This window comes from Bradyrhizobium vignae (assembly GCF_900324035.1).
Taxonomy (GTDB): Bacteria; Pseudomonadota; Alphaproteobacteria; order Rhizobiales; family Xanthobacteraceae; genus Bradyrhizobium; species Bradyrhizobium vignae.
Map to the genome: position 1 here is coordinate 1,370,113 of NZ_LS398110.1, position 21,315 is coordinate 1,391,427.

General features: G+C 65.8%; 20 protein-coding genes. 9 read left to right on the top strand and 11 right to left on the bottom strand.

Translation table 11 applies throughout. The features are described from left to right. Positions 1 to 5 precede the first annotated feature (5 nt). Positions 6 to 707 carry a response regulator transcription factor CtrA gene (ctrA, locus tag BRAD3257_RS06600; RefSeq protein WP_016848562.1) on the bottom strand — a complete coding sequence of 234 codons (702 nt, stop codon included), beginning with the start codon at positions 705 to 707 and terminating at the stop codon, positions 6 to 8. A 415-nt stretch (positions 708 to 1,122) separates the two neighbouring features. Between ctrA and fliI the strand changes: the two genes are divergently transcribed. The 5 genes from fliI to BRAD3257_RS06625 all read left to right on the top strand — a co-directional run bounded on the left by fliI (position 1,123) and on the right by BRAD3257_RS06625 (position 6,283). Beyond that, positions 1,123 to 2,448 (top strand): flagellar protein export ATPase FliI, encoded by a 1,326-nt coding sequence (fliI, locus tag BRAD3257_RS06605; RefSeq protein WP_122401184.1) that lies wholly within the window; start codon positions 1,123 to 1,125, stop codon positions 2,446 to 2,448. A gap of 121 nt (positions 2,449 to 2,569) precedes the next feature. Further along, complete coding sequence (gene fliJ, locus BRAD3257_RS06610) at positions 2,570 to 2,989, top strand: flagellar export protein FliJ (RefSeq protein WP_011084990.1); 420 nt, start codon at positions 2,570 to 2,572, stop codon at positions 2,987 to 2,989. Between the two features lie 312 nt (positions 2,990 to 3,301). Next, a complete protein-coding gene (locus BRAD3257_RS06615) occupies positions 3,302 to 3,847 on the top strand; it encodes a sigma-70 family RNA polymerase sigma factor (RefSeq protein ID WP_122401185.1) in 546 nt (181 codons plus the stop codon). 182 nt (positions 3,848 to 4,029) lie between these two features. Next, positions 4,030 to 5,088 carry an anti-sigma factor gene (locus tag BRAD3257_RS06620; RefSeq protein ID WP_122401186.1) on the top strand — a complete coding sequence of 353 codons (1,059 nt, stop codon included), beginning with the start codon at positions 4,030 to 4,032 and terminating at the stop codon, positions 5,086 to 5,088. A gap of 235 nt (positions 5,089 to 5,323) precedes the next feature. Next, positions 5,324 to 6,283: a helix-turn-helix transcriptional regulator gene (locus BRAD3257_RS06625; protein ID WP_122401187.1), complete on the top strand. Its 960-nt coding sequence runs from the start codon at positions 5,324 to 5,326 to the stop codon at positions 6,281 to 6,283. Between the two features lie 1,138 nt (positions 6,284 to 7,421). Here the strand turns inward: BRAD3257_RS06625 and BRAD3257_RS06635 are convergent. From BRAD3257_RS06635 to BRAD3257_RS06670, 8 genes are all read right to left on the bottom strand, one after another. Next, entirely contained in the window at positions 7,422 to 7,622 is a 201-nt protein-coding gene (locus BRAD3257_RS06635) for a hypothetical protein (protein ID WP_122401188.1), read from the bottom strand. A 294-nt stretch (positions 7,623 to 7,916) separates the two neighbouring features. After that, positions 7,917 to 10,058 (bottom strand): flagellar biosynthesis protein FlhA, encoded by a 2,142-nt coding sequence (flhA, locus tag BRAD3257_RS06640; RefSeq protein ID WP_162500142.1) that lies wholly within the window; start codon positions 10,056 to 10,058, stop codon positions 7,917 to 7,919. A 264-nt stretch (positions 10,059 to 10,322) separates the two neighbouring features. Beyond that, positions 10,323 to 10,625: a copper-binding protein gene (locus BRAD3257_RS06645; protein ID WP_122401190.1), complete on the bottom strand. Its 303-nt coding sequence runs from the start codon at positions 10,623 to 10,625 to the stop codon at positions 10,323 to 10,325. 17 nt (positions 10,626 to 10,642) lie between these two features. Next, the gene (locus BRAD3257_RS06650) at positions 10,643 to 11,098 is read right to left on the bottom strand and encodes a cupredoxin domain-containing protein (RefSeq protein WP_162500549.1); all 456 of its coding nucleotides are present in this window, start codon (positions 11,096 to 11,098) and stop codon (positions 10,643 to 10,645) included. Positions 11,099 to 11,130: 32 nt separating this feature from the next. Beyond that, entirely contained in the window at positions 11,131 to 12,468 is a 1,338-nt protein-coding gene (locus BRAD3257_RS06655) for a copper oxidase (RefSeq protein WP_122406407.1), read from the bottom strand. A gap of 13 nt (positions 12,469 to 12,481) precedes the next feature. Further along, a complete protein-coding gene (locus tag BRAD3257_RS06660; RefSeq protein WP_122401192.1) occupies positions 12,482 to 13,909 on the bottom strand; it encodes a TolC family protein in 1,428 nt (475 codons plus the stop codon). Between the two features lie 9 nt (positions 13,910 to 13,918). Continuing rightward, entirely contained in the window at positions 13,919 to 14,200 is a 282-nt protein-coding gene (locus BRAD3257_RS06665; protein ID WP_122401193.1) for a hypothetical protein, read from the bottom strand. Positions 14,201 to 14,273: 73 nt separating this feature from the next. Then, a complete protein-coding gene (locus BRAD3257_RS06670; RefSeq protein WP_122401194.1) occupies positions 14,274 to 14,717 on the bottom strand; it encodes a hypothetical protein in 444 nt (147 codons plus the stop codon). Positions 14,718 to 14,861: 144 nt separating this feature from the next. Between BRAD3257_RS06670 and BRAD3257_RS06675 the strand changes: the two genes are divergently transcribed. After that, positions 14,862 to 16,127 carry an MFS transporter gene (locus tag BRAD3257_RS06675; protein WP_122401195.1) on the top strand — a complete coding sequence of 422 codons (1,266 nt, stop codon included), beginning with the start codon at positions 14,862 to 14,864 and terminating at the stop codon, positions 16,125 to 16,127. Here the strand turns inward: BRAD3257_RS06675 and BRAD3257_RS06680 are convergent. After that, on the bottom strand, positions 16,124 to 16,531 hold the full coding sequence (locus BRAD3257_RS06680) for a DUF4864 domain-containing protein (RefSeq protein WP_122401196.1): 408 nt from the start codon (positions 16,529 to 16,531) through the stop codon (positions 16,124 to 16,126). The two genes, BRAD3257_RS06675 and BRAD3257_RS06680, sit on opposite strands and share 4 nt — an antisense overlap. 53 nt (positions 16,532 to 16,584) lie before the next feature. After that, on the bottom strand, positions 16,585 to 17,223 hold the full coding sequence (locus BRAD3257_RS06685) for a TetR/AcrR family transcriptional regulator (RefSeq protein WP_122401197.1): 639 nt from the start codon (positions 17,221 to 17,223) through the stop codon (positions 16,585 to 16,587). Between the two features lie 252 nt (positions 17,224 to 17,475). Between BRAD3257_RS06685 and BRAD3257_RS06690 the strand changes: the two genes are divergently transcribed. From BRAD3257_RS06690 to BRAD3257_RS06700, 3 genes are read left to right on the top strand one after another with little or no spacing between them, the layout of a single operon-like run. Then, positions 17,476 to 17,973 carry a (2Fe-2S)-binding protein gene (locus tag BRAD3257_RS06690; RefSeq protein ID WP_122401198.1) on the top strand — a complete coding sequence of 166 codons (498 nt, stop codon included), beginning with the start codon at positions 17,476 to 17,478 and terminating at the stop codon, positions 17,971 to 17,973. Further along, positions 17,970 to 19,025 (top strand): FAD binding domain-containing protein, encoded by a 1,056-nt coding sequence (locus BRAD3257_RS06695; RefSeq protein WP_122401199.1) that lies wholly within the window; start codon positions 17,970 to 17,972, stop codon positions 19,023 to 19,025. The genes BRAD3257_RS06690 and BRAD3257_RS06695 overlap by 4 nt, the downstream gene beginning before the upstream one ends. Further along, a complete protein-coding gene (locus BRAD3257_RS06700) occupies positions 19,018 to 21,279 on the top strand; it encodes a xanthine dehydrogenase family protein molybdopterin-binding subunit (RefSeq protein ID WP_122401200.1) in 2,262 nt (753 codons plus the stop codon). The genes BRAD3257_RS06695 and BRAD3257_RS06700 overlap by 8 nt, the downstream gene beginning before the upstream one ends. The last annotated feature ends 36 nt before the right edge of the window (positions 21,280 to 21,315 follow it).

Consider the following 21,315-nt stretch of genomic DNA (forward strand, 5'->3'; position numbering starts at 1 on the left):
GAAGATCAGGCGGGGATGCGCTCGTCGGCCTCGTGCGGCTCGCGCAGCACGTAGCCGCGGCCCCACACGGTCTCGATGAAATTGCGGCCCTCGGAGGCGTTGGCGAGCTTCTTGCGGAGCTTGCAGATGAAGACGTCGATGATCTTCAGCTCCGGCTCGTCCATGCCGCCATAGAGATGGTTGAGGAACATTTCCTTGGTGAGGGTCGTGCCCTTGCGGAGCGAAAGCAGCTCCAGCATCTGATATTCCTTGCCCGTCAGATGCACGCGCTGGCCGCCGACTTCCACCGTCTTGGTGTCGAGGTTGACGACGAGGTCGCCGGTCTGGATGACAGACTGGGCGTGGCCCTTCGAGCGGCGCACGATCGCATGGATGCGGGCCACCAGCTCGTCCTTGTGGAAGGGCTTGGTCATGTAGTCGTCGGCGCCGACGCCGAGACCCTTGACCTTGTCCTCGATGCCGGCGAGGCCGGAGAGGATCAGGATGGGTGTCTTGATCTTGGAGACCCGGAGCTGCTTGAGCACGTCGTAGCCGGACATGTCGGGCAGGTTGAGGTCGAGGAGAATAATGTCGTAATCGTACAGTTTACCGAGATCGACGCCTTCTTCCCCCAGGTCGGTCGTGTAGACGTTGAAGCTCTCCGACTTCAGCATCAGCTCGATCGACTGCGCGACGGCGCTGTCATCTTCAATCAGCAAAACGCGCATGCCAGTTCCCCATAGTCGCCGCTCCTGGGCGTCAGGTCGGCCGCATTCGCGGCACTCAACAAAACGCCTTTGAACAACTGATTCGGATCCTGACGACAGATGGTTAACAAACTCTGATTCTGGAACGCAAGTCCCCACGGTGCAATTTTTGTCGAATCGCCCTAAGGTCTTGCGCGCGAAGCAGCTTTCGTTACCCGATCCCGTTCAAGCTCCACTTTAAGAGACGGACCTAACCGACTCCCGCGACTCAGCCTTCTTCTGAAGGGGAGTCACGCTCAGTCACAAAGACAGTGACGCAATGATTAATGATGCGGGTAAACACGAAGTTAAGCGCCGTTCAGAAATATGGCGAAACTTAAGAGTTCACCGTGAGGTCCCGGATGACCTGGGCGCGCCCCTTGATGAAGGCTCACCGATGAAGGCTCTTGCCGAACAGATCGGCGACATCGACGGCATCAACATCTATGGCCGCGTGGTCGGCGTGCGCGGGCTGATGGTCGAGGTGGCCGGTCCGATCCACGCGATGTCGGTCGGCGCGCGGCTGGTGATCGAGACCGGCGCCAACCGCACCATTCCCTGCGAAGTGATCGGCTTCTCCGGTAACAATGCTGTCGTGATGCCGTTCGCCGGCCTCGAAGGCGTGCGCCGCGGCTGCAAGGCGGTCATTGCCAATGCCGCCAATCAGGTGCGGCCGTCCGCAGCCTGGCTCGGCCGGGTCGTCAACGCGCTGGGCGAGCCGATCGACGGCAAGGGCCCGTTGCCGCAGGGCTCTTCGCCGATGCCGTTCCGCAATACGCCGCCGCCCGCACATTCGCGCAAGCGAGTAGGCAGCCCGCTCGATCTCGGCGTGCGCGCGATGAACACGTTCCTCACGTGCTGCCGTGGCCAGCGCATGGGCATCTTCGCAGGCTCCGGCGTCGGCAAATCGGTGCTGCTGTCGATGCTGGCGCGCAACGTCGATGCCGCCGTCAGTGTCATCGGGCTGATCGGCGAACGCGGCCGCGAGGTGCAGGAATTCCTGCAGGACGATCTCGGCGAGGAGGGCCTGGCGCGTTCGGTCGTGGTGGTCGCGACCTCCGACGAGCCCGCGCTGATGCGCCGCCAGGCGGCGTATCTCACGCTCGCGGTCGCCGAGTATTTTCGCGACGAGGACAAGGACGTGCTCTGCCTGATGGACTCGGTGACGCGCTTTGCCATGGCCCAGCGCGAGATCGGCCTGTCCGCCGGCGAGCCGCCGACCGCCAAGGGCTACACGCCGACCGTCTTCACGGAGTTGCCGAAGCTGTTGGAGCGTGCCGGGCCGGGCTTGGGCGAGGGCGCCATCACCGCGATCTTCACGGTGCTGGTCGATGGCGACGACCATAATGAGCCGATCGCCGATGCCGTCCGCGGCATCCTCGACGGTCACATCGTGATGCAGCGGTCGATCGCCGAGCGTGGCCGCTACCCTGCGATCAACATCCTCAAATCCGTCTCCCGCACGATGCCGAAATCGGCCGATCCGCAGTTCTGGCCTGTCATCCAGCGGGCGCGCCAGGTGATGGCGACCTATGCCGACATGGAGGAATTGATCCGTCTCGGCGCCTACCGGGCCGGCTCCAGCCCCGAGGTCGACGAGGCGATCCGCCTGCACGAGCCGCTCGAGGCCTTCCTGCGCCAGCGCAAGGACGAAAATGCATCACTCGCGGACGGCTACCGCCAATTGGCCCAAATCCTGGGCAATTTGGAAACGGAACGCTAACTTTGTCAGGTCATCATCCGATCCCACAGAGTAGCAGAGCCGGTCTTGGCCTCGATCGGGCCTATGGGGTGACCGGTGCCGTCCCACGTGCAGCGGGGGGACTTCTGGGGAGTACGAGTCGATGAAGTCACGAGATACGCTTATCCGCCTGAAGAAATTTCAGGTCGACGAGAAGCGCCGCCGGGTCACCCAGATCGAGACCATGATCGCCGATTTCCAGCGGATGTCGGTCGATCTCGAGCGCGAGATCCAGACCGAGCAGGAGCGTGCCGGGATCAACGATCCCTCGCACTTCGCCTATCCGACCTACGCCAAGGCCGCGATCCAGCGCCGCGAGAATCTGACCCGCTCGGCCGACGAGCTCAAGGGTCAGCTCGATGAAGCCAAGGCCGCGCTGGCCGAGGCCTTCGAGGAGCTGAAGAAAGTCGAGCTCCTCGACGAGCGCGACCAGGCCCGCGAGCGCGCCGAGGAAAACGCCCGTGAGCAGGCCGACCTCGACAGCATCGGCCTGATGCGCGCGCGCATCGGCGCCGTCGCCTGACGCGCCAGCAACCAAACCATCCAGGAATTTGCCAAACCCGGACCCGCAAGGTCCGGGTTTTCGTATCTGCTGTCCACAGTGTAGCGCCGCGCCCCTTGGTGGTCGGCTTGGCCGCGCGCTATGCTGGCGAGAGTGAATGCTGTGCCAGCGACGGCGGTGCCCACCTCTCCCTCGGGAGAGGTCGGCGCGGAGCGCCGGGTGAGGGGTTACGGTCTGCCGTTAGCCCTGCGCCCCCTCACCCGATTTGCTGCGCAAATCGACCTCTCCCCGACGGGGAGAGGTGAAGCGACGGGTCGCGTTTCAGGGGGCTCAATGCTGACGCCAGCAGAGCTGGTCGGGTTGATTGAGGCGGTGGCGAAGGGCGATCAGGCCGCATTCGAGCGCCTGTACGCCGCCACGCGCGCGAAACTCTATGGCGTCGTGCTCCGTATCTTGCGTCGGCAGGATCTCGCAGAGGAGGTCATTCAGGAGACCTACGTCAAGATCTGGAACAGCGCCGGCCAGTTCAATGCGGCGCTGTCGTCGCCGATCACGTGGATGGCCTCGATCGCGCGCAATCGTGCGATCGACATCGTGCGCAAGAAATCGGAAGCCTCCATCGAGGAAGAGCCTCAGGCGATGGAGGTTGCGGCCGAGACTGCCGATCCGCTGGCGCGCCGCGAGATGACCGAGGAGCTGAAGCGGCTCCTGGAATGTATCGGCCGGCTCGAGCCGGACCGTCAGAGGCTCGTGCTGCTCGCCTATTACAACGGCTGGAGCCGCGAGCAATTGGCGGAGAAATTTTCGGCGCCCGTCAACACGGTGAAGACGTGGCTCCGGCGCAGCATGTTGGATATCCGGGAGTGCCTCGGGCTCTAGAGGATGACGAGAGTGGCACGAACCAGAGCGGCAACGGCAGTTGACCTCCCCCCGTCGGGGAGAGGTCGGCGCGTAGCGCCGGGCGAGGGGCCGCGGATCTCCTGGGGGACCGTAACCCCTCACCCGGGCCGCATCTTGCGATGCGCTCCGACCTCTCCCTTCGGGAGAGGTGAAGGAATGTGATGGCCTACACGGAGGACCATATCGCGCTCGCCGCGGAATACGCGCTCGGGACGCTCGACGCCGATGAGCGCGCGCAGGTCGAGACCATGATGGCGGTCGACGAGGCGTTCGCCGCCATCGTGCAGGGCTGGGCCCATCGTCTCGGCGTGCTCAACCAGATGGTCGGCTCCGTCGAGCCGCGTCCGATCGTGTGGGAGAACATCAGGTCCGAGATCGCGCGCACGGCCGCCGCACAGGAGCCGCCCGCGCTGGCCGAGGCTTCGCCGCCACCACCGTCCGTGCCGGAGTCATCCTCGCTGCAGACCGCGGAGGCGCCGACCGAAAGCTCGCAGTCGGTGGAGGTGCAGCATCCCGAGGCCGGGCCAGCTGAGACGTCGCGTCCCGAGCCGGACGCCCTCCCTGACGTCGCACCGCAATTCATCCCGCAAGTCCATGCGCCGGATATCAACGTCGTTCGTGCGCCGCAGCCGCCGGTCGTCGGCGACAGCAATGTGGTTCGCCTCGAGGGCCGCGTGAAGCGCTGGCGCTCCATTGCATCGGCCGCCGCCGCGCTCGCAGCCGCGCTGCTCGTGACGCTGTCGCTCCAGATCTTCCAGCCCGACGCGCTGCCGGGTGCTTTGCGTCCCGCGCCGCGCATCCAGACGGTCGAGGTGAAGACGCCGGCCGCGCCGCTCGCCGCCTCCGCACAATATGTCGCGCTGCTGCAGGGCCAGGGCGGCGGCCCCGCCTTCATCCTCACCATCGACGGTGCGACGCGGAATTTCACGGTGCGCAAGGTCGGCGCGACGCCGGAGCCCGGCAAGAGCTTCGAGCTCTGGCTGATCTCGGACAAGCTGCCGCGCCCGCGCTCGCTCGGCGTCATCGGCGCGAGCGATTTCACCGCGCGTCCGCTGCTCGCCTCCTATGATGCCGAGGTCGTCCAAGGCGCGACCTACGCCGTCACGGTCGAGCAGGCCGGCGGTTCGCCGAGCGGCCAGCCGACCTCGGCGCCGGTGTTTTCCGGCAAGCTGATCGAGGCCGTGCCGCCGTCCCAGCCGCAGGCGCCTGCGAAGAAATAGGTGCGTGTGCCGCAGCCCGGATGGAGCGAAAAGCGAAATCCGGGACCACTGTTCCCGCATTCCGCTTTGCTCCGTGCGGGCTACAAGGCCGCGCCACTGCCGCCACGGTCCATCCCGCCGTCGCATCCCGATTAAGTGTCCGTGAATCCATCCCCGCTTTGAACCTCCCCGCAATTCGCCGCGTCAAATCCCCGGAATTTGAAGTCCGCGATGCTGGAAAGGGCGAGAAAATCAAATGGATGCAGCGAGAACGCCGAGCATCTTCCTTCACCAATATGCAGGCCTGCCGCACGGCGCCGCCTTCGAACATTGGCGCGAGCGGGCCGTCGGTCCCTGCGGCCTCGATATCGGGCCGAGCCATGGCGACAACATCGATTGCCGGCTGCAGATCAGCGTCGTCGACAACATCGCGCTCGCCATTCCGGAAGGTGCCTCCGCGCAATATTCCCGCACGCAGAGCCACCTTGCCGACGGCAGTGACGATCTCGTCCTGATCGCGGCCCATGCGGGGCTCGTCCGCGTCGGGCAGAACGGCCACAGCGTCGAGCTCGCGCCCGCCCAGATGGTGCTGGTCGACATGAGCGTGACCGGGACCGTCGGCCACACCGAGGCAGACCGCTTCACCACCATTCGCATGCCGCGCCGTGCGCTGCTCGACATCAGTCCGCGCGCCGAGGACAAGCTCTCGCAGGTGCTCTCGGATGGCGCGGTCGCCGATACCATCTTCCGCTACCATGAGCTCGCCGCCAATCATGCGCCGCATCTCGATGCGGTCGGCCAGCGCCTGACCGCGCAGCATATGGTCGATCTCGTCGGGCTCTTGCTCGGCACGGATGCGGAGAATGCAAACCGCGCACGCGGCCGGGGCCAGGCGGCGGCTCGCTTCGATCTCATGCGCGCCGATGTGATGGCCGCACTCGGCCGCAACGATCTCTGCCTGTCCGAAGTCGCGACGCGCTCGGGGCTCAGCCCGCGCCAGGCCCAGCGCCTGTTCGAGCAGGCCGGCACGACCTTCACCGAATTCGTGCTGGAGCAGCGCCTGCTCCACGCGCGCAAGCTGCTCGCTGATCCCCGCGCCAGGGCGCGCAAGATCAGCGACATTGCGCGTTCCTCGGGCTTCGCCGACCTGTCCTATTTCAACCGCGCCTTCCGCAAGCGCTTCGGCGCGACGCCGTCGGAGCTGCGCGAGGCGTGAGCCGCGGCTTGTAGGCGCGTAGCACGGAGCCTGGATGGAGCGTTAGCGCAATCCGGGACCGCTTTGTCCGCGGATGGGATCCCGGATACGCTTTGCTCGATCCGGGCTACGAGACCTTGTGTTGCCGACGGGCAAAACACCCCAACTGTCGGTCAACGGGCGCAGTCGAAAATATTCCGCTTTACCGAAATTCGGAAATCGCGTAGGTGTCGCGGCACTCCGGCCCGAGGAAGAGGGGCGTATCGCGATCGTCACGACACGCGGGCCGGGCGGCGGTGGACGTGGGTCACATCGGCGCGAAGAGCTTCGCAGGGCGGGTAACCGTGAGCGAGTGCGTCGCGCATACGACCGGTGTGACTGGCGTACGGCAAAATCGTGTGGTCCTGGCGCCCGGGGTCTGTGCGCCAAGCGTTGTGGTGGTGTGTATTGCCCGACCGGGCATGCACATCAGTCATCCGCAAGGCGACGGGGGCAATAGTGCATCGCTCCCCGAGGAGATCACGACATAAGCCGTCAAACCACTGCGCAGGGAAGGCCGGGATGTCCTGGCTTCACCTGTATGCCGCTGTGCAGCTTCTTGTTACGCAGAATTCGCACAGTGGACCGCGGGTGCCAGCGGGCTCCCGGTCTTCCCTGCGCCCTCTTTCCCACGAGGGCAAGGCGACGAAGCAAAGCTCGGGCGAGATCAGTCGCGAGAATGCGAGGGTGTGTCTGCGATGAATGCCAATGATGAAGCGACTGTGTCACCTCCCACGCGCCATCACTCTGCCCTCGTGCCCCGGACGCAGCGTAGCGTTCCTTCGACGATGCGAAGCAGAGCCGGGGTCCATGTGTCGGGATGCCGTGGAGCTGCTGGGTCCCCGGCTCTGCGCAGCAACGCCATAGCGCGTCGAAGACGCGCGTGAACGTGCTGAAGAGCGTTGCAGCGCGTCCGGGACACGGGCGGAGAGAATGCTCGCATTGAAGATCTGACCCGTCCCTGCGCAACCGCGCGACATACCCCAGACATGAGAAAGCGCCCGTGGGGGGCGGGCGCTTTCCGTAGTCGACTTGGGGTTGGGGTCGTCTACATATCCACGTGGCGACTTTGGGGGGCTGGTAAAGAGCCGCGTGAATTCACAAAACTCGTCAAATCTCCTCAGCGAACGAGAGAGGCGTTCGAACTGGTGACAACGACCGGCTTGCCGGCCTTGACCACGCGGGCGGTCTGGGTCAGGCCTTCATCCGAGCCAGAGCGCGCCGTCATGCCGAAGCCCGCCACCGCGATCCCTGCGACGAGCGCGACGACCACAATCTTCCAATGGGTCGCGCGATCAGCGCTGTAGATCGAGTGGTTCATGGAAGCCTCCTGCCGCCATCTACCCGAAGTAGTCGCCCGCCCATTCGGGCAGGTTCATGCTTCCGGTGCTCAACAACCTAATATCGGCGGATTCGTTCCCAAGGGGCGATCACAAGACCGTGACATGACGTGAAAGATCGCGATCAAAAGCGGCCCCTTTGTCGTGCTTTTCTATAATTATTTCAAAGATGTAATGGGCCTGCCTGGCGCTTTCTGGCTTGGTGGTCGACAAGGCGCCAGGAACTCAAAAAACATTTGCCTGTGGCTGAAAAACACACGGCTTCTTAAGGCAAATCAGATGCTTCCGACCGTTTTCAACCTCGCCCTGGGGTGGATTTCAGCCTGCGACAGCACGGTGGTCTGGGCCCGGAACCGTTCCACCAGGGACCGCACGAACGGACGAATGGCCGCGGAGGTGACCAGCACCGGCGCCTCGCCTTCGCGCGCGGCGCGCTCGAAGGCCTCGCGCACGGCGGTCATGAACTCCGACAGTTTCGAGGGCTGCATTGCGAGGCTGCGCTCCTCGCCCTGGCCGATGATCGACTCGGCGAAGGCCTGCTCCCATTTCGCCGACAGCGCGATCAACGGCAGATAGCCGGCATAGGAGGTGTTTTGCGCGCAGATCTGGCGCGCGAGGCGCGCGCGGACGTGCTCGACCATGGTCGCCGGATTGCGCGAGAAGGCGAGCGAATCCGCAATGCCTTCGAGGATGGTGGAGAGGTCGCGGATTGAGATGCGCTCGGCGAGCAGCAGCTGCAGCACGCGCTGGATGCCGGAGACCGTGACCTGGCCCGGAACGATGTCCTTGACCAGCTCGCTCTGCTCCTTCGGCAGCTCCTTGAGCAGCTTCTGCACCTCGCCATAGGACAACAGGTCCGACATGTTGGCCTTGAGCAGCTCGGTGAGATGGGTCGAGAGCACGGTCGCGGCGTCGACGACGGTGTAGCCCTTGAGCGAGGCCTCCTCCTTGAGGCTGGCGTCGACCCAGGTCGCGGGCAGGCCGAAGGTCGGCTCGGTGGTGTGGATGCCGGGCACCTGCACCTGGCTGCCGCCGGGGTCCATCACCATGAACTGGTTCGGCCAGATCTTGCCGGTGCCGGCGTCGACCTCCTTGATCTTGATGATGTAGGTGTTGGCCTCGAGCTGGACGTTGTCGAGGATGCGCACCGCCGGCATCACGAAACCCATCTCGATCGCGAGCGAGCGGCGCAGCGCCTTGATCTGCTCGGTGAGGCGGTCGGTGCCGTCGGGGCCATTGACCAGCGGCAGCAGCGCATAGCCGAGCTCGATCTTGAGGTCGTCGATCTTGAGCGCGGCCGAGATCGGCTCTTCAGTCGCGGCAGCACCGGGCGCACCCGGCGTGCCCGGCGCGGGTGCCGCCTTGGCGGCTTCCTCGGCCTTGACGGCGGTCTTCTTGTGGTTGCGGGCATGCCAGGCCAGCGCACCGGCGCCGGCGCCGAGCGCCAGGAAGGGGATGGTCGGAATGCCCGGCAGCGCCGCCAGCACCAGCATCACCGCCGAGGACATCGCCAGCGCCTGCGGATAGCCGGAAAACTGCTTCATCAGCGCCTTGTCGGCGGCGCCTGAGACGCCGGCCTTGGAGACGAGCAGGCCGGCCGCGGTCGAGACGATCAGCGCCGGCACCTGGGTGACGAGGCCGTCACCGACCGTCAGCAGCGTGTAGCTGCGGCCGGCGTCGGCGAAGGACATGCCCTGCTGCGCGACGCCGATGATCATGCCGCCGACGACGTTGATGAAGACGATCAAGAGGCCGGCGATGGCGTCGCCCCGGACGAACTTGGAGGCACCGTCCATGGCGCCGAAGAAGCCGCTTTCGTCCTCCAGCTCCTTGCGCCGCTGCTTGGCGACCTTCTCGTCGATCAGGCCGGCGGAGAGGTCGGCGTCGATCGCCATCTGCTTGCCGGGCATGGCGTCGAGGTGGAAGCGCGCGGCGACCTCGGCGATGCGGCCCGAACCCTTGGTGATGACGACGAAGTTGACGATGATCAGGATGGCGAAGACGATGATGCCGATGACGAAATTGCCGCCCATCACGAAGCTGCCGAAGGCCTCGATGACGTGACCGGCGGCCGCCGTCCCTTCGTGCCCGTGCGACAGGATCAGGCGGGTCGAAGCCATGTTGAGCGACAGGCGCAGCATGGTCGAGATCAGGAGGATGGTCGGGAAGGCGGAGAATTCGAGCGGCGCCTGGATGAACAGCGAGGTCATCAGGATCAGGATCGACAGCGTGATCGAGATCGCCAGGAACAGGTCCAGCACGATGGCGGGCAGGGGCAGGATCAGCACCACCAGGATGGTGAGGATGCCGAGTGCCAGCGCGATGTCGCCGCGCTTGAGGATGCTCGCGATCTCGTTGAGGGAGGGGATGCCGGGCTTGGCGCTGCCTACGCCCTGTCCCGCGGTGACGTCGACCATGGTAGCTGCCTCCCCGCGCGACTGCCGTCCGCGCGCCCCAAACGTCTGCGCAGCGGCCGATGGGCCGCCGTTCCGAAAGTGAGGCACCGCACTGGCGTCCACGGGGGCTCTCCCGTTCTAAACGCGGCCGACGACACTCGACTTCACCCGGCAATTTTTGCCCGGTGTATGGTTAGCAAAGGGTTAACGGAGGGGTGGGTGGTGCGGGGGTCATGGATCCGGTCCTGCGGACCATCCCGGAATGACAGTCGAGGGCAAGCGCCCCTACTTCGCCTTGTCCATCTTGGTCACCGTGTACCCTGAAGCCGCCTCCTCGGCCTCGAAGGTCACCTTGTCGCCGACCTTCACCTGCTTGAGCATCGCGGCGTCCTTGACGCGGTAGACCATGGTCATCGGCTCATCCATGCCGAGGCTCTTTGCCGGTCCGTGCTTGAGCGTGATCTTGCCGGCACCCTCATCGATCTTCTTGACCTCGCCGCTGATCGCGGCAGCCCCGGCCGCCAAAGCTCCAGCGGCAACGCTCAACGTCAGCGCCAGCGCAGTGCCGATACGGATGATGTGGTTCATGGCAGTCTCCTTTCGCGTTACTTCACGGTGACGTGGCCGACCATGCCGTAGTCGCGATGGTCGGGAATCAGGCAGGAGAACTCGAAGGCGCCTGCCTTGGTGAATTTCCAGACGATCTCGGCCGTCTTGTTCGGGGCGAGGCGCACGCCGTTCGGATCGTCGTGCTCCATGTGCGGATGCTTCTTCATCTCAACGGCATGCGCGAGGTTCTCCTTAGGTGTCGCGAGCAGGAATTCGTGATCCTCCTTGCCGACATTGCGCAGCACGAAGCGGATCTGTTCGCCGCGTTTGACCTCGATCCGGGCGGGTGAGTAGTCCATCTCGTTCATCAGGATCTCGATCGTGCGTGCGGGCTTGTTGGGATCGCCGGGCTCGCCGGCGGAAAAATTTGCGTGCCCGTGCTTGTCGTGGGCAAAGGCCGGGACGGTCGAGAGCGCGGCCAGCGTGAGGCCGAGCTTGATCGTGATCTTCATCGTGGTCTCCAGTTGGTGGTTCATCAAGACGCTCACATCTTCATGTTCTTCATCGGCGGGCTGCCGGGTTTTTGCCGGGCTGGTTCGGCGGCCGGCGCCGTGACCTCGTAGGCGACGGTGCCTTGCGGGAACTTGTACGGACCGGGATCGCGGTAATCGTCGCGCGCGAGGTCTTCGCGGATTTTCATCACGGTGAACATGCCGCCCATCTCGATCGGCCCGAACTGGCCGGTGCCGGTCATCATCGGCAGCGTGTTGTCGGGCGCGGGCATCTCCATGTTGCCCATCGCCATGCCGGTCGAGCCCATCGCCATGCTGTCCGGTGCGAGCTTGCCGACGGCCTTGGCGAGATCCTTGCGCGACACGCCGATCAGGGTGCGCACCTCGTGTCCCATCGCGTTCATGGTGTGGTGCGATTTGTGGCAGTGGAACGCCCAGTCGCCGGGATTGTCGGCGAGCACGTCGAGCACGCGCACCGCGCCGACCGGAACGTCCGTCGTCGTCTCCGGATATTGCGCGCTCTCCGGAACCCAGCCGCCGTCGGTGCAGGTCACCGCAAAACTGTGGCCATGCAGATGGATCGGATGATTGGTCATGCTGAGGTTGCCCATGCGCACGCGCACCTTGTCGCCGAGCCTGACCGGCAGTGGATCGATCCCGGGAAACACCCGCGCATTCCAGGTCCACATGTTGAAATCGGTCATCTCGTTGACATGCGGCAGATAGGTGCCGGGGTCGACGCGATAGGTGCTCATCACGAACACGAAGTCGCGATCGACGGGCCGGAAATTCGGATCGCGCGGGTGCACGACGACCATACCCATCATGCCCATCGCCATCTGCACCATCTCGTCGGAATGCGGGTGGTACATGAACGTGCCGCTCTTCTTCATCTCGAATTCGTAGACGAAGGTCCTGCCCGGCTCGATGTGCGGCTGGTTCAATCCGCCGACGCCGTCCATCCCGCTCGGGACGATCATGCCGTGCCAGTGCACGGTTGTGTATTCGGGCAGTCTGTTGGTGACGAAGATGCGGACCTTGTCGCCCTCGACGGCTTCGATGGTCGGGCCGGGCGATTGCCCGTTGTAGCCCCACAAATTCACCTTCATGCCTTCGGCGAACTCCCGCACCACCGGTTCTGCGACGAGATGGAATTCCTTCCAGTCGCCGTTCATGCGGAACGGCAGCGACCAGCCGTTCAGCGTGACCACGGGGCGATAATCCGGTCCGCTGATCGGATGCAGCGGCGGCTGCATCACCACCTTGTCCATGGTGGGTGCTTCCGGAATCGAAGCGGCCTGCACGCGGCCTTGAATAGCCGACGCGCCGGCAAGCGCGGCGCTCCCTAGAAATCCTCGGCGGGAAAACATCCTGGCCTCCATCTCAGTGGCCGCCGCCATCGGCAGGTGCTGCCGCGGCGATGGTGGTTGGATTGTCGCTGACGGCCGCCGCCGCGCCGCCGCCATTGACGGCGGTCTGCAAGTCGGCCTGGGCGAGGAAGAATCTCTGCCTGGCGTCGATCGCGCCGCGCAGCGACGCCAGACGTTGCCGCGCCTCGGTGAGCAGCGCGAAGATATCGACCTGCATGCTGGAGAAGCGCAGCTGCATCTCCTCGGTGATGATCTTGCGCAAGGGGATGATCTCGCGCTGGTAGTGGCTCGCGATGTCGTAAGTGGAGCGATAGGCACGATAAGCATCGCGCGCCTCGGAGCGCACATTCACGGCGCGCTCGCTCAAACGGTTGAAGGCAAAGTTGTAAGTCTCGGCTGCCTGACGCACGCGCACCTCGCCGCCGTCGAAGATCGGGATCTGGAACTGCACGTCGAAGCCGCGTTCGCGGAACGGCGGCCCTTCCGGATCCCGAGTGCGGCGGGAAATGCCGGCAAGATCCAGCAGCGTCACGAAACGCGTCGCCTCGGTGAGGTTCAGCGACTTCGCCAGCGCCGTCAGCTCCAGCCGCGCGATCTGCAGGTCGATGCGATGGGCGACCGCATCGGCCTCGATGGAGGGCAAGGCCAGCGGCCGGCGCGGCAGCGACGGCAACGCGTTGGGCAAGCGGAAGTCGAGACCCTCGTCCCACAGACCCATCAGGCGCGCCAGCCTTTCGCGCGTGCTCGCCGCGGTCTGCCGCGCGGTGGCGAGGTCGGCAGTGGTCTCGGCGTAAAACACCTGCTCGCGCGCCTGGTCGAGCTTGTTGAGCGAGCCGGTCTCGCCGAGCTTGACCGCGAGCTGCGCGGTCGATTCCGCCGTCGCCTTCGCCTCGGTCAGCAGCACCACCATCTCGTTGGCGGCAACAGTGCGGATGTAGGCGCGGCGCACGTCGGCGGCGAGTCGCAGCGTCGCCAGGGCAGCGCGCAATTGCGCTGCCCTGAAACGGTCACGGGCGATGTCGGAGCGGAACGGCAGGGTGGCAAGCGCGAGGATGTCGCCGACCACTTGGCGCTCGATCTCGCTGGCGCCATTGCCTGATATCCGCGAGATCGAGAACACCGGGTTGGGCGGCAGGCTCTGCTCGACCAGATCGGTCTCGGCCAGCGCCAGCTCGTTATAGGCGGCCTGCAGCCCCTTGTTGTTGAGCAGCGCGATCTGCACGGCAGCGTCTGCGCTGAGCGTCCGCGACAGCAATTGGCGAACGCGCGCCTCGACCGCGCCGGTGCCTTCGGCCGTTCGCACAAAGGCGACGTCCTTGTTGATGGCCTGGTTCGTCAGATCCGAGACATCGGTCATGCCGCTGTCGGGCGAGAACGCGGCGCAGCCGGAAACGCTGAGCGCAGTGAGGACGAGCAGGCCTCGCGCAAGATGGCGTGTCATGGCGCGCTCCTACCGGTCTTGCTTCGGCTGCGGCGTCACCGCATCGTTGCGGCCGCGCCACGGCGCCGGCGTCGCAGGCCGCAGGCTGGTATAGGGCGCGATGGTCGAGCGATAGCCGATGCGCGCCACCTTCGCCGCGGGAGCGGCGGGGTCGGCACTGGCGATCGGTGTCGTTGCCGGCATGCAGCCGGAGAGCGACAGCGCGGCAAGGGCGAGCAGCAGCCGATTCAATCGAAAATATCGTCGATCCACCGCAGATGCGGCGGACTTCGCCCCGGAAAGCGTAAACATGACCTGTCCTTGATCTGGAGACCACAGGTTCGCGCGCGCAGAAGCGCGCTCGGCCCGAAATCGTCGCGTCAGATCAAGCGATGGGGGGACGGTAGTGCTGGGGTGGTGCCGCGCCGTGCAGGCTGGGGACGATCTCGGGTGCGCAGGCGGAGACGGGCAGAAGCGGCTTGGCGACATCAGGCAGATCGGCGGGCAGCGCGCTGACGCACATCATCGCGCAGCACGGGCCCACTGTTCCCTTGCCGTCGTGGTGATGCTGTGCGGGCGCGTCCTTTGCCGCGGTCTGGTGATGAGCGTGGGTTGCCGCATGCGCGTGCGACGTATCGCCGTGCACATGGTTCGTCGGCATCTGGTGATGCGCCGGCACGAGATCTGCGAGGCGCGCGTCGTCAAGGCAGGGCGCAGGGCCACCGCCCCAGGCAAGGCTTGCGGCCGGCGCGAGCACGCAGAACAGATAGGCGAGGGCGATGATCCGCCCCACCCTGATCCGCAACGATCGCGTCAATCGCAACAACATTCCGCCGACTCCGCGCGGCAATGTTGCACACGCTGATTGCAAACTAATGGCAAAAGGCGCATTCGCCAAGCTCTTCTTACCGCAGTGCACCGCGCATGCCCAATATCGCGCCACGATGCTTGACCATGTGGCGAACCGCGGGTCATGGTCCGGCCCGTGCACGCGCCAAATCATCCAGGACAAACACCTGCGTCCTTCAACCCTGACTCCCGACAGGCCTGGGTGCGCCTGGTCATTGCCCTTGTGATCGGCTCGATCGGCGCCGTCGGCATGTGGGCGGTCGTGGTCGTGATTCCCGTGGTGCAGACCGAATTCGGCGCCACGCGCGGCGCGGTGTCGCTGGCTTTCACCCTCATGATGTTCGGCTTCGGGCTCGGCGGCGTGATCGCCGGCAAGATCACCGACCGGTTCGGCATCGTGCCGGCGATGGCGATCAGCATCGCCTTCCTCGGCGTCGCCAATGTGCTCGCGGGTCTGTCGACCCAGCTCTGGCAGTTCGTGGCGGCTTATTTCTTGATCGGGCTCGGCACCTCCGCGACCTTCGCGCCGCTGATGGCGGAAGCCTCGCATTGGTTCGAGCGCTATCGCGGATTGGCGGTGACCATCGTCGCCAGCGGCAATTATGTCGCGGGAACAATGTGGCCGCCGATCGTGAGCTGGGGCACGCAGGAGATCGGCTGGCGCTACACCCATATCGGCATCGGCATCGTCTGCGCCAGCCTGATGGCGGTGCTCGTGCTGATCCTGCGCGCGCAGATGGGCAACGACCATCTCCGCGATCATGCCAACGCACCGCCGCCGCGGGTCGATCTCAAGCTGTCGACCAACACACTGACGGTGCTGCTCTCGATTGCCAGCATCTCCTGCTGCGTGGCGATGGCGATGCCGCAGGTGCACATCGTCGCGTATTGCGGCGATCTCGGCTACGGCGTCGCGCGCGGCGCCGAGATGCTGTCCTTGATGATGGGCTGCGGCATCATCAGCCGCATCGGCTCGGGCTATCTCGCCGACAAGATCGGCGGCATCCGCACGCTGCTGGTGGGATCGCTGGCGCAGGGATTTGCGCTGGTGTTCTATCTGTTCTTCGACAGCCTCACCTCGCTGTATCTGATCTCCGCGATGTTCGGCCTGTTCCAGGGCGGTATCGTGCCGAGCTACGCCATCATCGTGCGCGAGGCGATGCCGGCGAGCGAGGCGGCGACCCGCGTCGGCATCGTGATCTTCGCCTCCGTGTTCGGCATGTCGTTCGGCGGCTGGGTGTCCGGCGTCATCTTCGATGCCACCGGATCGTACGCCGCGGCATTCGCCAATGGCGTGGCGTGGAATGCGCTGAACATCGGCATCGTCGTGCTGCTCTTGATCCGCGCGCGGATGGGCTCGGTCAAGACCGGCCCGGGTTTTGCCACCTAAACGGACTGTCCTGCCTTCAGCAGCGAGCAGCCGGTGATCTTGTAGCTGCCGTCGCCCTGCTGCTCGAGCGTGTAGAGCGCCTCCCAGGCCTCGCCATTGGCATCGATGATATGGACGCGCTGGGCGATCCAGCCGCCATCGATCTTGCTCTCGCCAAATTCGAAACTCTTGTGACGATAGACCGGCGCGTAGCCGCTCTGCACCATGGACATGAAGATGTCGGGTGCGGGAAAGATCTCCTTGATCGCCGGTGCCGCATAGGAATAAGCCGCCGTCGCATCGTCGCGAACGAAGGCCTGCTCCTGGGCGCGGATGACGCTTTGGGCGGCCGCGACATCGCCGGCGCGTGCGGCGAGGAGACTAAGGGCAATCGTGAAGGCGACGACCAAGACTGCGATGCGCATGACAGGCTCCGCGTCGATATCCCGGCGGAGGCGATGCTAGCACATCTCCGCGCCTACCGCTTCCGCCTCGGTGCCGGCTTCGTCGTCCTGGCCGCGCGCACCTTGGCCTTGCTGGGCGGCTGCACGCGCAAGCCGTCGACGAATACGTCGAGCAGGCGCAGCGCCGTCGCCTGCCAGCCGGGCTGGTCGTGCACGTAGCACATGCCGAAGAAGGCGCGCAGCAGATCCTCCGGGCTGATGTCGGCGCGCATCTCGCCAGCTGCGACCGCGCGCTCGAGCAGCGAGCCGATCGCCTTGGTCAGACGCTCGAAGGAGAAAGCATGTAGCTCCGACCCGCTCTGCACCGCCAGCGCCAGCGCTGCCATCATCCCCTTCTTGGTCGCAACAAACTCGACCCCTGAGTGCAACCAGCGCCGCAGCGCCTCGACCGGGTCCTTTTCATTCTTCAGTTGCTCGGCCAGCTCGCTGAGCTGCTCGACCTCGCGCCGGTACACCGCCTCGAACAGATCCTCGCGCGTCGGAAAATGGCGGTAGAGCGTGCCGATGCCGACGCCGGCGCGTTTTGCGACGGCCTCCAGGCTCGCTTCGGGGCCGCCGGCGCTGAACACGGCCTTGGCCGCTTCGAGCACGCGCTCGCGATTGCGCACGGCGTCGGCGCGGGGCTTTCGGGCCTGGTCGGTGTGGTCATCCATGCCGCGCAATGTAGATCACGAATTGGTTAGATTGAACCCTCGCCGGACCCGTGCAGGGCTGCATCGCGTTGGTGGCGCAGGGGCTTTTGACGAATTCCAGATATTTCCGAGCGGCTCTTGTTAAACGGAGGCTGCCTCCGTATCTTCGATCGGGCGTCGGCCGCATCATCTTCGGGCGGCGCGGTATCGACGGCGGCCACGGCGGTGGCGCGCTGCACGACGACTCATATCCATTTCTGATCGGAGCCTTGTATGAACCACTCCATCAGCCTCACCGTGAACGGTGCGCGGCGCGACTTCGTCCTCGACGATCCGCGCGTCACGCTGCTCGATCTCTTGCGTGAGCGCCTCCATCTCACCGGAACCAAGAAGGGATGCGACCGCGGCCAGTGCGGCGCCTGCACCATTCTCGTCGACGGCAAGCGCATCAACTCGTGCCTTGCGCTCGCCATCAGCCATGACGGCGCCGACATCCTCACCATCGAAGGCGTCGCACGCGGCGACCAGCTTCATCCCGTGCAGGCCGCCTTCATCGCCAATGACGGCTTTCAGTGCGGCTTCTGCACGCCCGGCCAGATCATGAGCGCGATCGGCATGATGCGCGAAGGCCAGGCTGGCAACGATCCCGAGCGCGTGCGCGAATGCATGAGCGGCAATCTCTGCCGCTGCGGCGCCTATGCCGGCATCGTCGATGCCGTGCTGGAAGCGCAGGCCGGCATGGACGAGACCAATCAGAGGCGCTCCGCATGAAACAGTTCGATTATGTCAGGCCCGGCACGATCGCCGAAGCCGTCGCCGCCGCGGCCCGGCCGGGCGCCGTCTATCTCGCAGCCGGCACCAACCTGCTCGATCTGATGAAGGGCGGTGTCAGCCGTCCGGATCGCCTGGTCGACGTCACGCATCTCGATGGACTCGATGGTATAGAGACTCTCGCAGACGGTGGCTTGCGTATCGGCGCGCTCGTCAACAACGCCGATCTCGCGCACAATGCCGAATTCGCGAGATCCTATCCTGCGGTGGCCGAAGCGCTGCTCTCCGGCGCGTCGGCTCAATTGCGCAATGCCGCCACCGTCGGCGGCAATCTGTTGCAACGGACACGCTGTGCATATTTCTACGATACCGCCAGCCGCTGCAACAAGCGCGAGCCGGGCTCCGGTTGCGACGCCCGCGACGGCGAGAATCGAAGCCATGCCGTGCTCGGCTGGAGCGAGAGCTGCATCGCCACGCATCCGTCCGACTTCTGCGTGCCCCTGGTCGCGCTCGACGCGGTCGTGGAGATCGAGGGCAGGAACGGCCGCCGCGAGATCGCGCTCGACGCGCTGCACCGCCTGCCCGGCGATACGCCCGGGCGCGAGTCCGTGCTCGAGCCCGGCGATCTCATCGTCGCGGTGCGCCTGCCGCCCGCCGCGCGCGGCTTTGCCGCGCATGCGCGTTATCTCAAGGTCCGCGAGCGCACCTCCTATGCCTTTGCCCTGGTCTCGGCCGCCGCCGCGCTGCGGATCGAGAACGGCAGAATCGCGGAGGCGCGGCTTGCGCTCGGCGGTGTTGCCGCAAAGCCCTGGCGCGCTCGCGCAGCAGAGGACGTGCTTGGGAATGCTGCGCCCTCGGCGGACGCGTTCCAGGAGGCGGCCTGGCGTGCGCTCGAGGGCGCAAAACCGTCCGGCGACAACGCTTTCAAGATCGAGCTCGCGCGCCGCATCGTCGTGCGCGCGCTGCTACTCGCCGCCGCCGGTACGCCTGCGCGTATCCCCGCGCTGCCGGCCTCTCCCTTTGCCTCGATCTCCGGAGCCATCCATGCCTGAGCTCAATTTGACCAGCGCTCCCGCCCATCTGCGGCACGGCTCGAATATCGGCCAGCCGCTGACCCGCCGGGACGGCATCCTCAAGGTCACGGGGCGGGCGACCTACGCCGCCGACAATCATCCACCCGGGATGCTGTTTGCGGTGATGGCCGTTTCGAGCATCGCGCGCGGCCGCGTGACCTCGCTCGATGTCGCGGCCGCCAAGCGCCATCCCGGCGTCGTCGACGTCATGACGCCCGACCACAAGCCACAGCTCGCGATCGACCCCGAGATCAAGACCAATCCGTTTGTGTTCCGGATGGAGGTGTTGCAGAGCAATGAGGTTCGCTACGCCAATCAGCCGATCGCGGTCGTGATCGCGGAAACGCTCGAAGCCGCGACTGAAGGCGCTGCCTTGCTGGCGCCTCGCTATGATGAACTGCCCCCGCTGGTCGGGCTCGATGCCGGGGAGACCTTCGTGCCGCCCGTCGTTGGCGTCGGCAATCCGAGCGAACATCATCACGGCGACGTCGAGGCGGGTCTTGCCGCGGCCGAGAAGCGGATCGACGCGACCTACGAGACGCCGCCGCAATATCACAACGCGATGGAGCCGCATGCGATCGTCGCCTCCTGGGATGGCGACCGTCTGCAGATCGACATGCCGACCCAGGGCTTGATGCTGTCGCTGGCGCGCATCGCCGAATTGTTCGGCATCGCGCACGACAAGATCCACATCCGCAGCCCGTTCCTCGGCGGCGGCTTCGGCTCCAAGGGATTGATGGCCGGGCCGCCAACGCTCGGCATCATGGCGGCAAAACTCGTCGGCAGGCCGGTGAAGCTGGTGCTGCGCCGTGAGCAGATGTACGGCCCGGTTGGCCATCGTGCGCCGACGCGTCAGCGCCTGCGCATCGGTGCCGACGGGGAGGGACGCCTGACCGCGCTCGATCATCACGCCAGGACCGTGTCGAGCACGTTCGACGATTTCTACGAGCCCGCGGCCGATGCCTCGCACACGCTCTATGCGGCGGCTGCGATCCGCACTTCGCACGATGCCGTGCGCGTCAACACCGGCACGCCCCTCTTCATGCGCGCGCCGGGGGAGGCAACGGGCTCGATCGCGCTCGAGAGTGCGATCGACGAGATGGCCTGGGCCTGCGGCATCGACCCGCTCGCCTTCCGCCTGAAGAACTACGCCGAGGTCGAGCCGATCTCGGGCAAGCCGTTCTCGTCCAAGGCACTGCGTGCCTGCTACGAGCAGGGTGCGGCGCGGTTCGGCTGGGCGAAGCGCTCGCTCCAGCCGCGGCAGATGCGCGACGATGACGGTCTTCTGGTCGGCTGGGGCGTGGGCACCGCGACCTTCCCGGCGCTGATGTTCCAGGCCGAAGCGCGCGCGGCGATCCGCCGCGACGGCTCGGGTGTCATGGAGATCGGCGCGCATGACATGGGGCAGGGCGCCTGGACCGCGCTGGCCCAGATCGCGGCCGATGCCGTCGGCCTCGATGTCGACCGTGTCGAATTCAAGGCCGGCACGTCCGACCTGCCCGATGCCGGCATCGCCGGCGGCTCGGCCCACACCGCGACGGCCGGCAGCGCGATCCATAGCGCCGGCGCGGCCGTGATCGCAAAGCTCGCCGATCTCGCCACCAATGATGAGCGCTCGCCACTGTTCGGCGCCGGCAATGCCGGCGTGATCGCGCGGGACGGCAGGCTGATCCGTCGCGACGACGAGAGCCGCGGCGAGAGCTATGCCGAGATTCTCGCGCGCGCCGGCGTCGCCGAGGTCGAGGCTCGCGGTACCGGCGCGCCGAATCCGGCGGCGATGGAGGAATATGCCATGCATGCCCACGGCGCGGTGTTCGCCGAGGTGAAGGTCGATCCGGAGCTCGGCCAGGTCCGCGTCACCCGCATGGTCGGCGCCTTCGCGGCGGGACGGATCGTCAATCCGCGCATGGTGCAGAGCCAGCTGTGCGGCGGCCTGATCTGGGGCATGTCCTTCGCGCTGCACGAGGAGGCCGTCACCGACCGCCGCAGCGGCCGGATCATGAATGCCAATCTCGGCGAGTACCACATCCCGGTGAATGCCGACGTGCCGCCGCTCGACGTCATCACGGTCGAGGAGCACGATCCGCACGTGAATGCGCTCGGCATCAAGGGCGTCGGCGAGATCGGCATCACCGGCAGCGCCGGCGCGGTCGCCAATGCCGTCTGGCATGCGACTGGCGTGCGCGTCCGCCGTTTCCCGATCCGGATCGAGGAGTTGCTGACGCAGCGTTGAGGGACAAGGCGGGGCGAGATCTTCTCGCTCCGCCGC

Coding starts and splice junctions, on each gene's coding strand:
- ctrA (WP_016848562.1), bottom strand. CDS start 707: ATGCGCGTTTTGCTGATTGAAGATGACAGCGCCGTCGCGCAGTCGATC.
- fliI (WP_122401184.1), top strand. CDS start 1,123: ATGAAGGCTCTTGCCGAACAGATCGGCGACATCGACGGCATCAACATC.
- fliJ (WP_011084990.1), top strand. CDS start 2,570: ATGAAGTCACGAGATACGCTTATCCGCCTGAAGAAATTTCAGGTCGAC.
- BRAD3257_RS06615 (WP_122401185.1), top strand. CDS start 3,302: ATGCTGACGCCAGCAGAGCTGGTCGGGTTGATTGAGGCGGTGGCGAAG.
- BRAD3257_RS06620 (WP_122401186.1), top strand. CDS start 4,030: ATGGCCTACACGGAGGACCATATCGCGCTCGCCGCGGAATACGCGCTC.
- BRAD3257_RS06625 (WP_122401187.1), top strand. CDS start 5,324: ATGGATGCAGCGAGAACGCCGAGCATCTTCCTTCACCAATATGCAGGC.
- BRAD3257_RS06635 (WP_122401188.1), bottom strand. CDS start 7,622: ATGAACCACTCGATCTACAGCGCTGATCGCGCGACCCATTGGAAGATT.
- flhA (WP_162500142.1), bottom strand. CDS start 10,058: ATGGTCGACGTCACCGCGGGACAGGGCGTAGGCAGCGCCAAGCCCGGC.
- BRAD3257_RS06645 (WP_122401190.1), bottom strand. CDS start 10,625: ATGAACCACATCATCCGTATCGGCACTGCGCTGGCGCTGACGTTGAGC.
- BRAD3257_RS06650 (WP_162500549.1), bottom strand. CDS start 11,098: ATGAAGATCACGATCAAGCTCGGCCTCACGCTGGCCGCGCTCTCGACC.
- BRAD3257_RS06655 (WP_122406407.1), bottom strand. CDS start 12,468: ATGTTTTCCCGCCGAGGATTTCTAGGGAGCGCCGCGCTTGCCGGCGCG.
- BRAD3257_RS06660 (WP_122401192.1), bottom strand. CDS start 13,909: ATGACACGCCATCTTGCGCGAGGCCTGCTCGTCCTCACTGCGCTCAGC.
- BRAD3257_RS06665 (WP_122401193.1), bottom strand. CDS start 14,200: ATGTTTACGCTTTCCGGGGCGAAGTCCGCCGCATCTGCGGTGGATCGA.
- BRAD3257_RS06670 (WP_122401194.1), bottom strand. CDS start 14,717: ATGTTGTTGCGATTGACGCGATCGTTGCGGATCAGGGTGGGGCGGATC.
- BRAD3257_RS06675 (WP_122401195.1), top strand. CDS start 14,862: ATGGTCCGGCCCGTGCACGCGCCAAATCATCCAGGACAAACACCTGCG.
- BRAD3257_RS06680 (WP_122401196.1), bottom strand. CDS start 16,531: ATGCGCATCGCAGTCTTGGTCGTCGCCTTCACGATTGCCCTTAGTCTC.
- BRAD3257_RS06685 (WP_122401197.1), bottom strand. CDS start 17,223: ATGGATGACCACACCGACCAGGCCCGAAAGCCCCGCGCCGACGCCGTG.
- BRAD3257_RS06690 (WP_122401198.1), top strand. CDS start 17,476: ATGAACCACTCCATCAGCCTCACCGTGAACGGTGCGCGGCGCGACTTC.
- BRAD3257_RS06695 (WP_122401199.1), top strand. CDS start 17,970: ATGAAACAGTTCGATTATGTCAGGCCCGGCACGATCGCCGAAGCCGTC.
- BRAD3257_RS06700 (WP_122401200.1), top strand. CDS start 19,018: ATGCCTGAGCTCAATTTGACCAGCGCTCCCGCCCATCTGCGGCACGGC.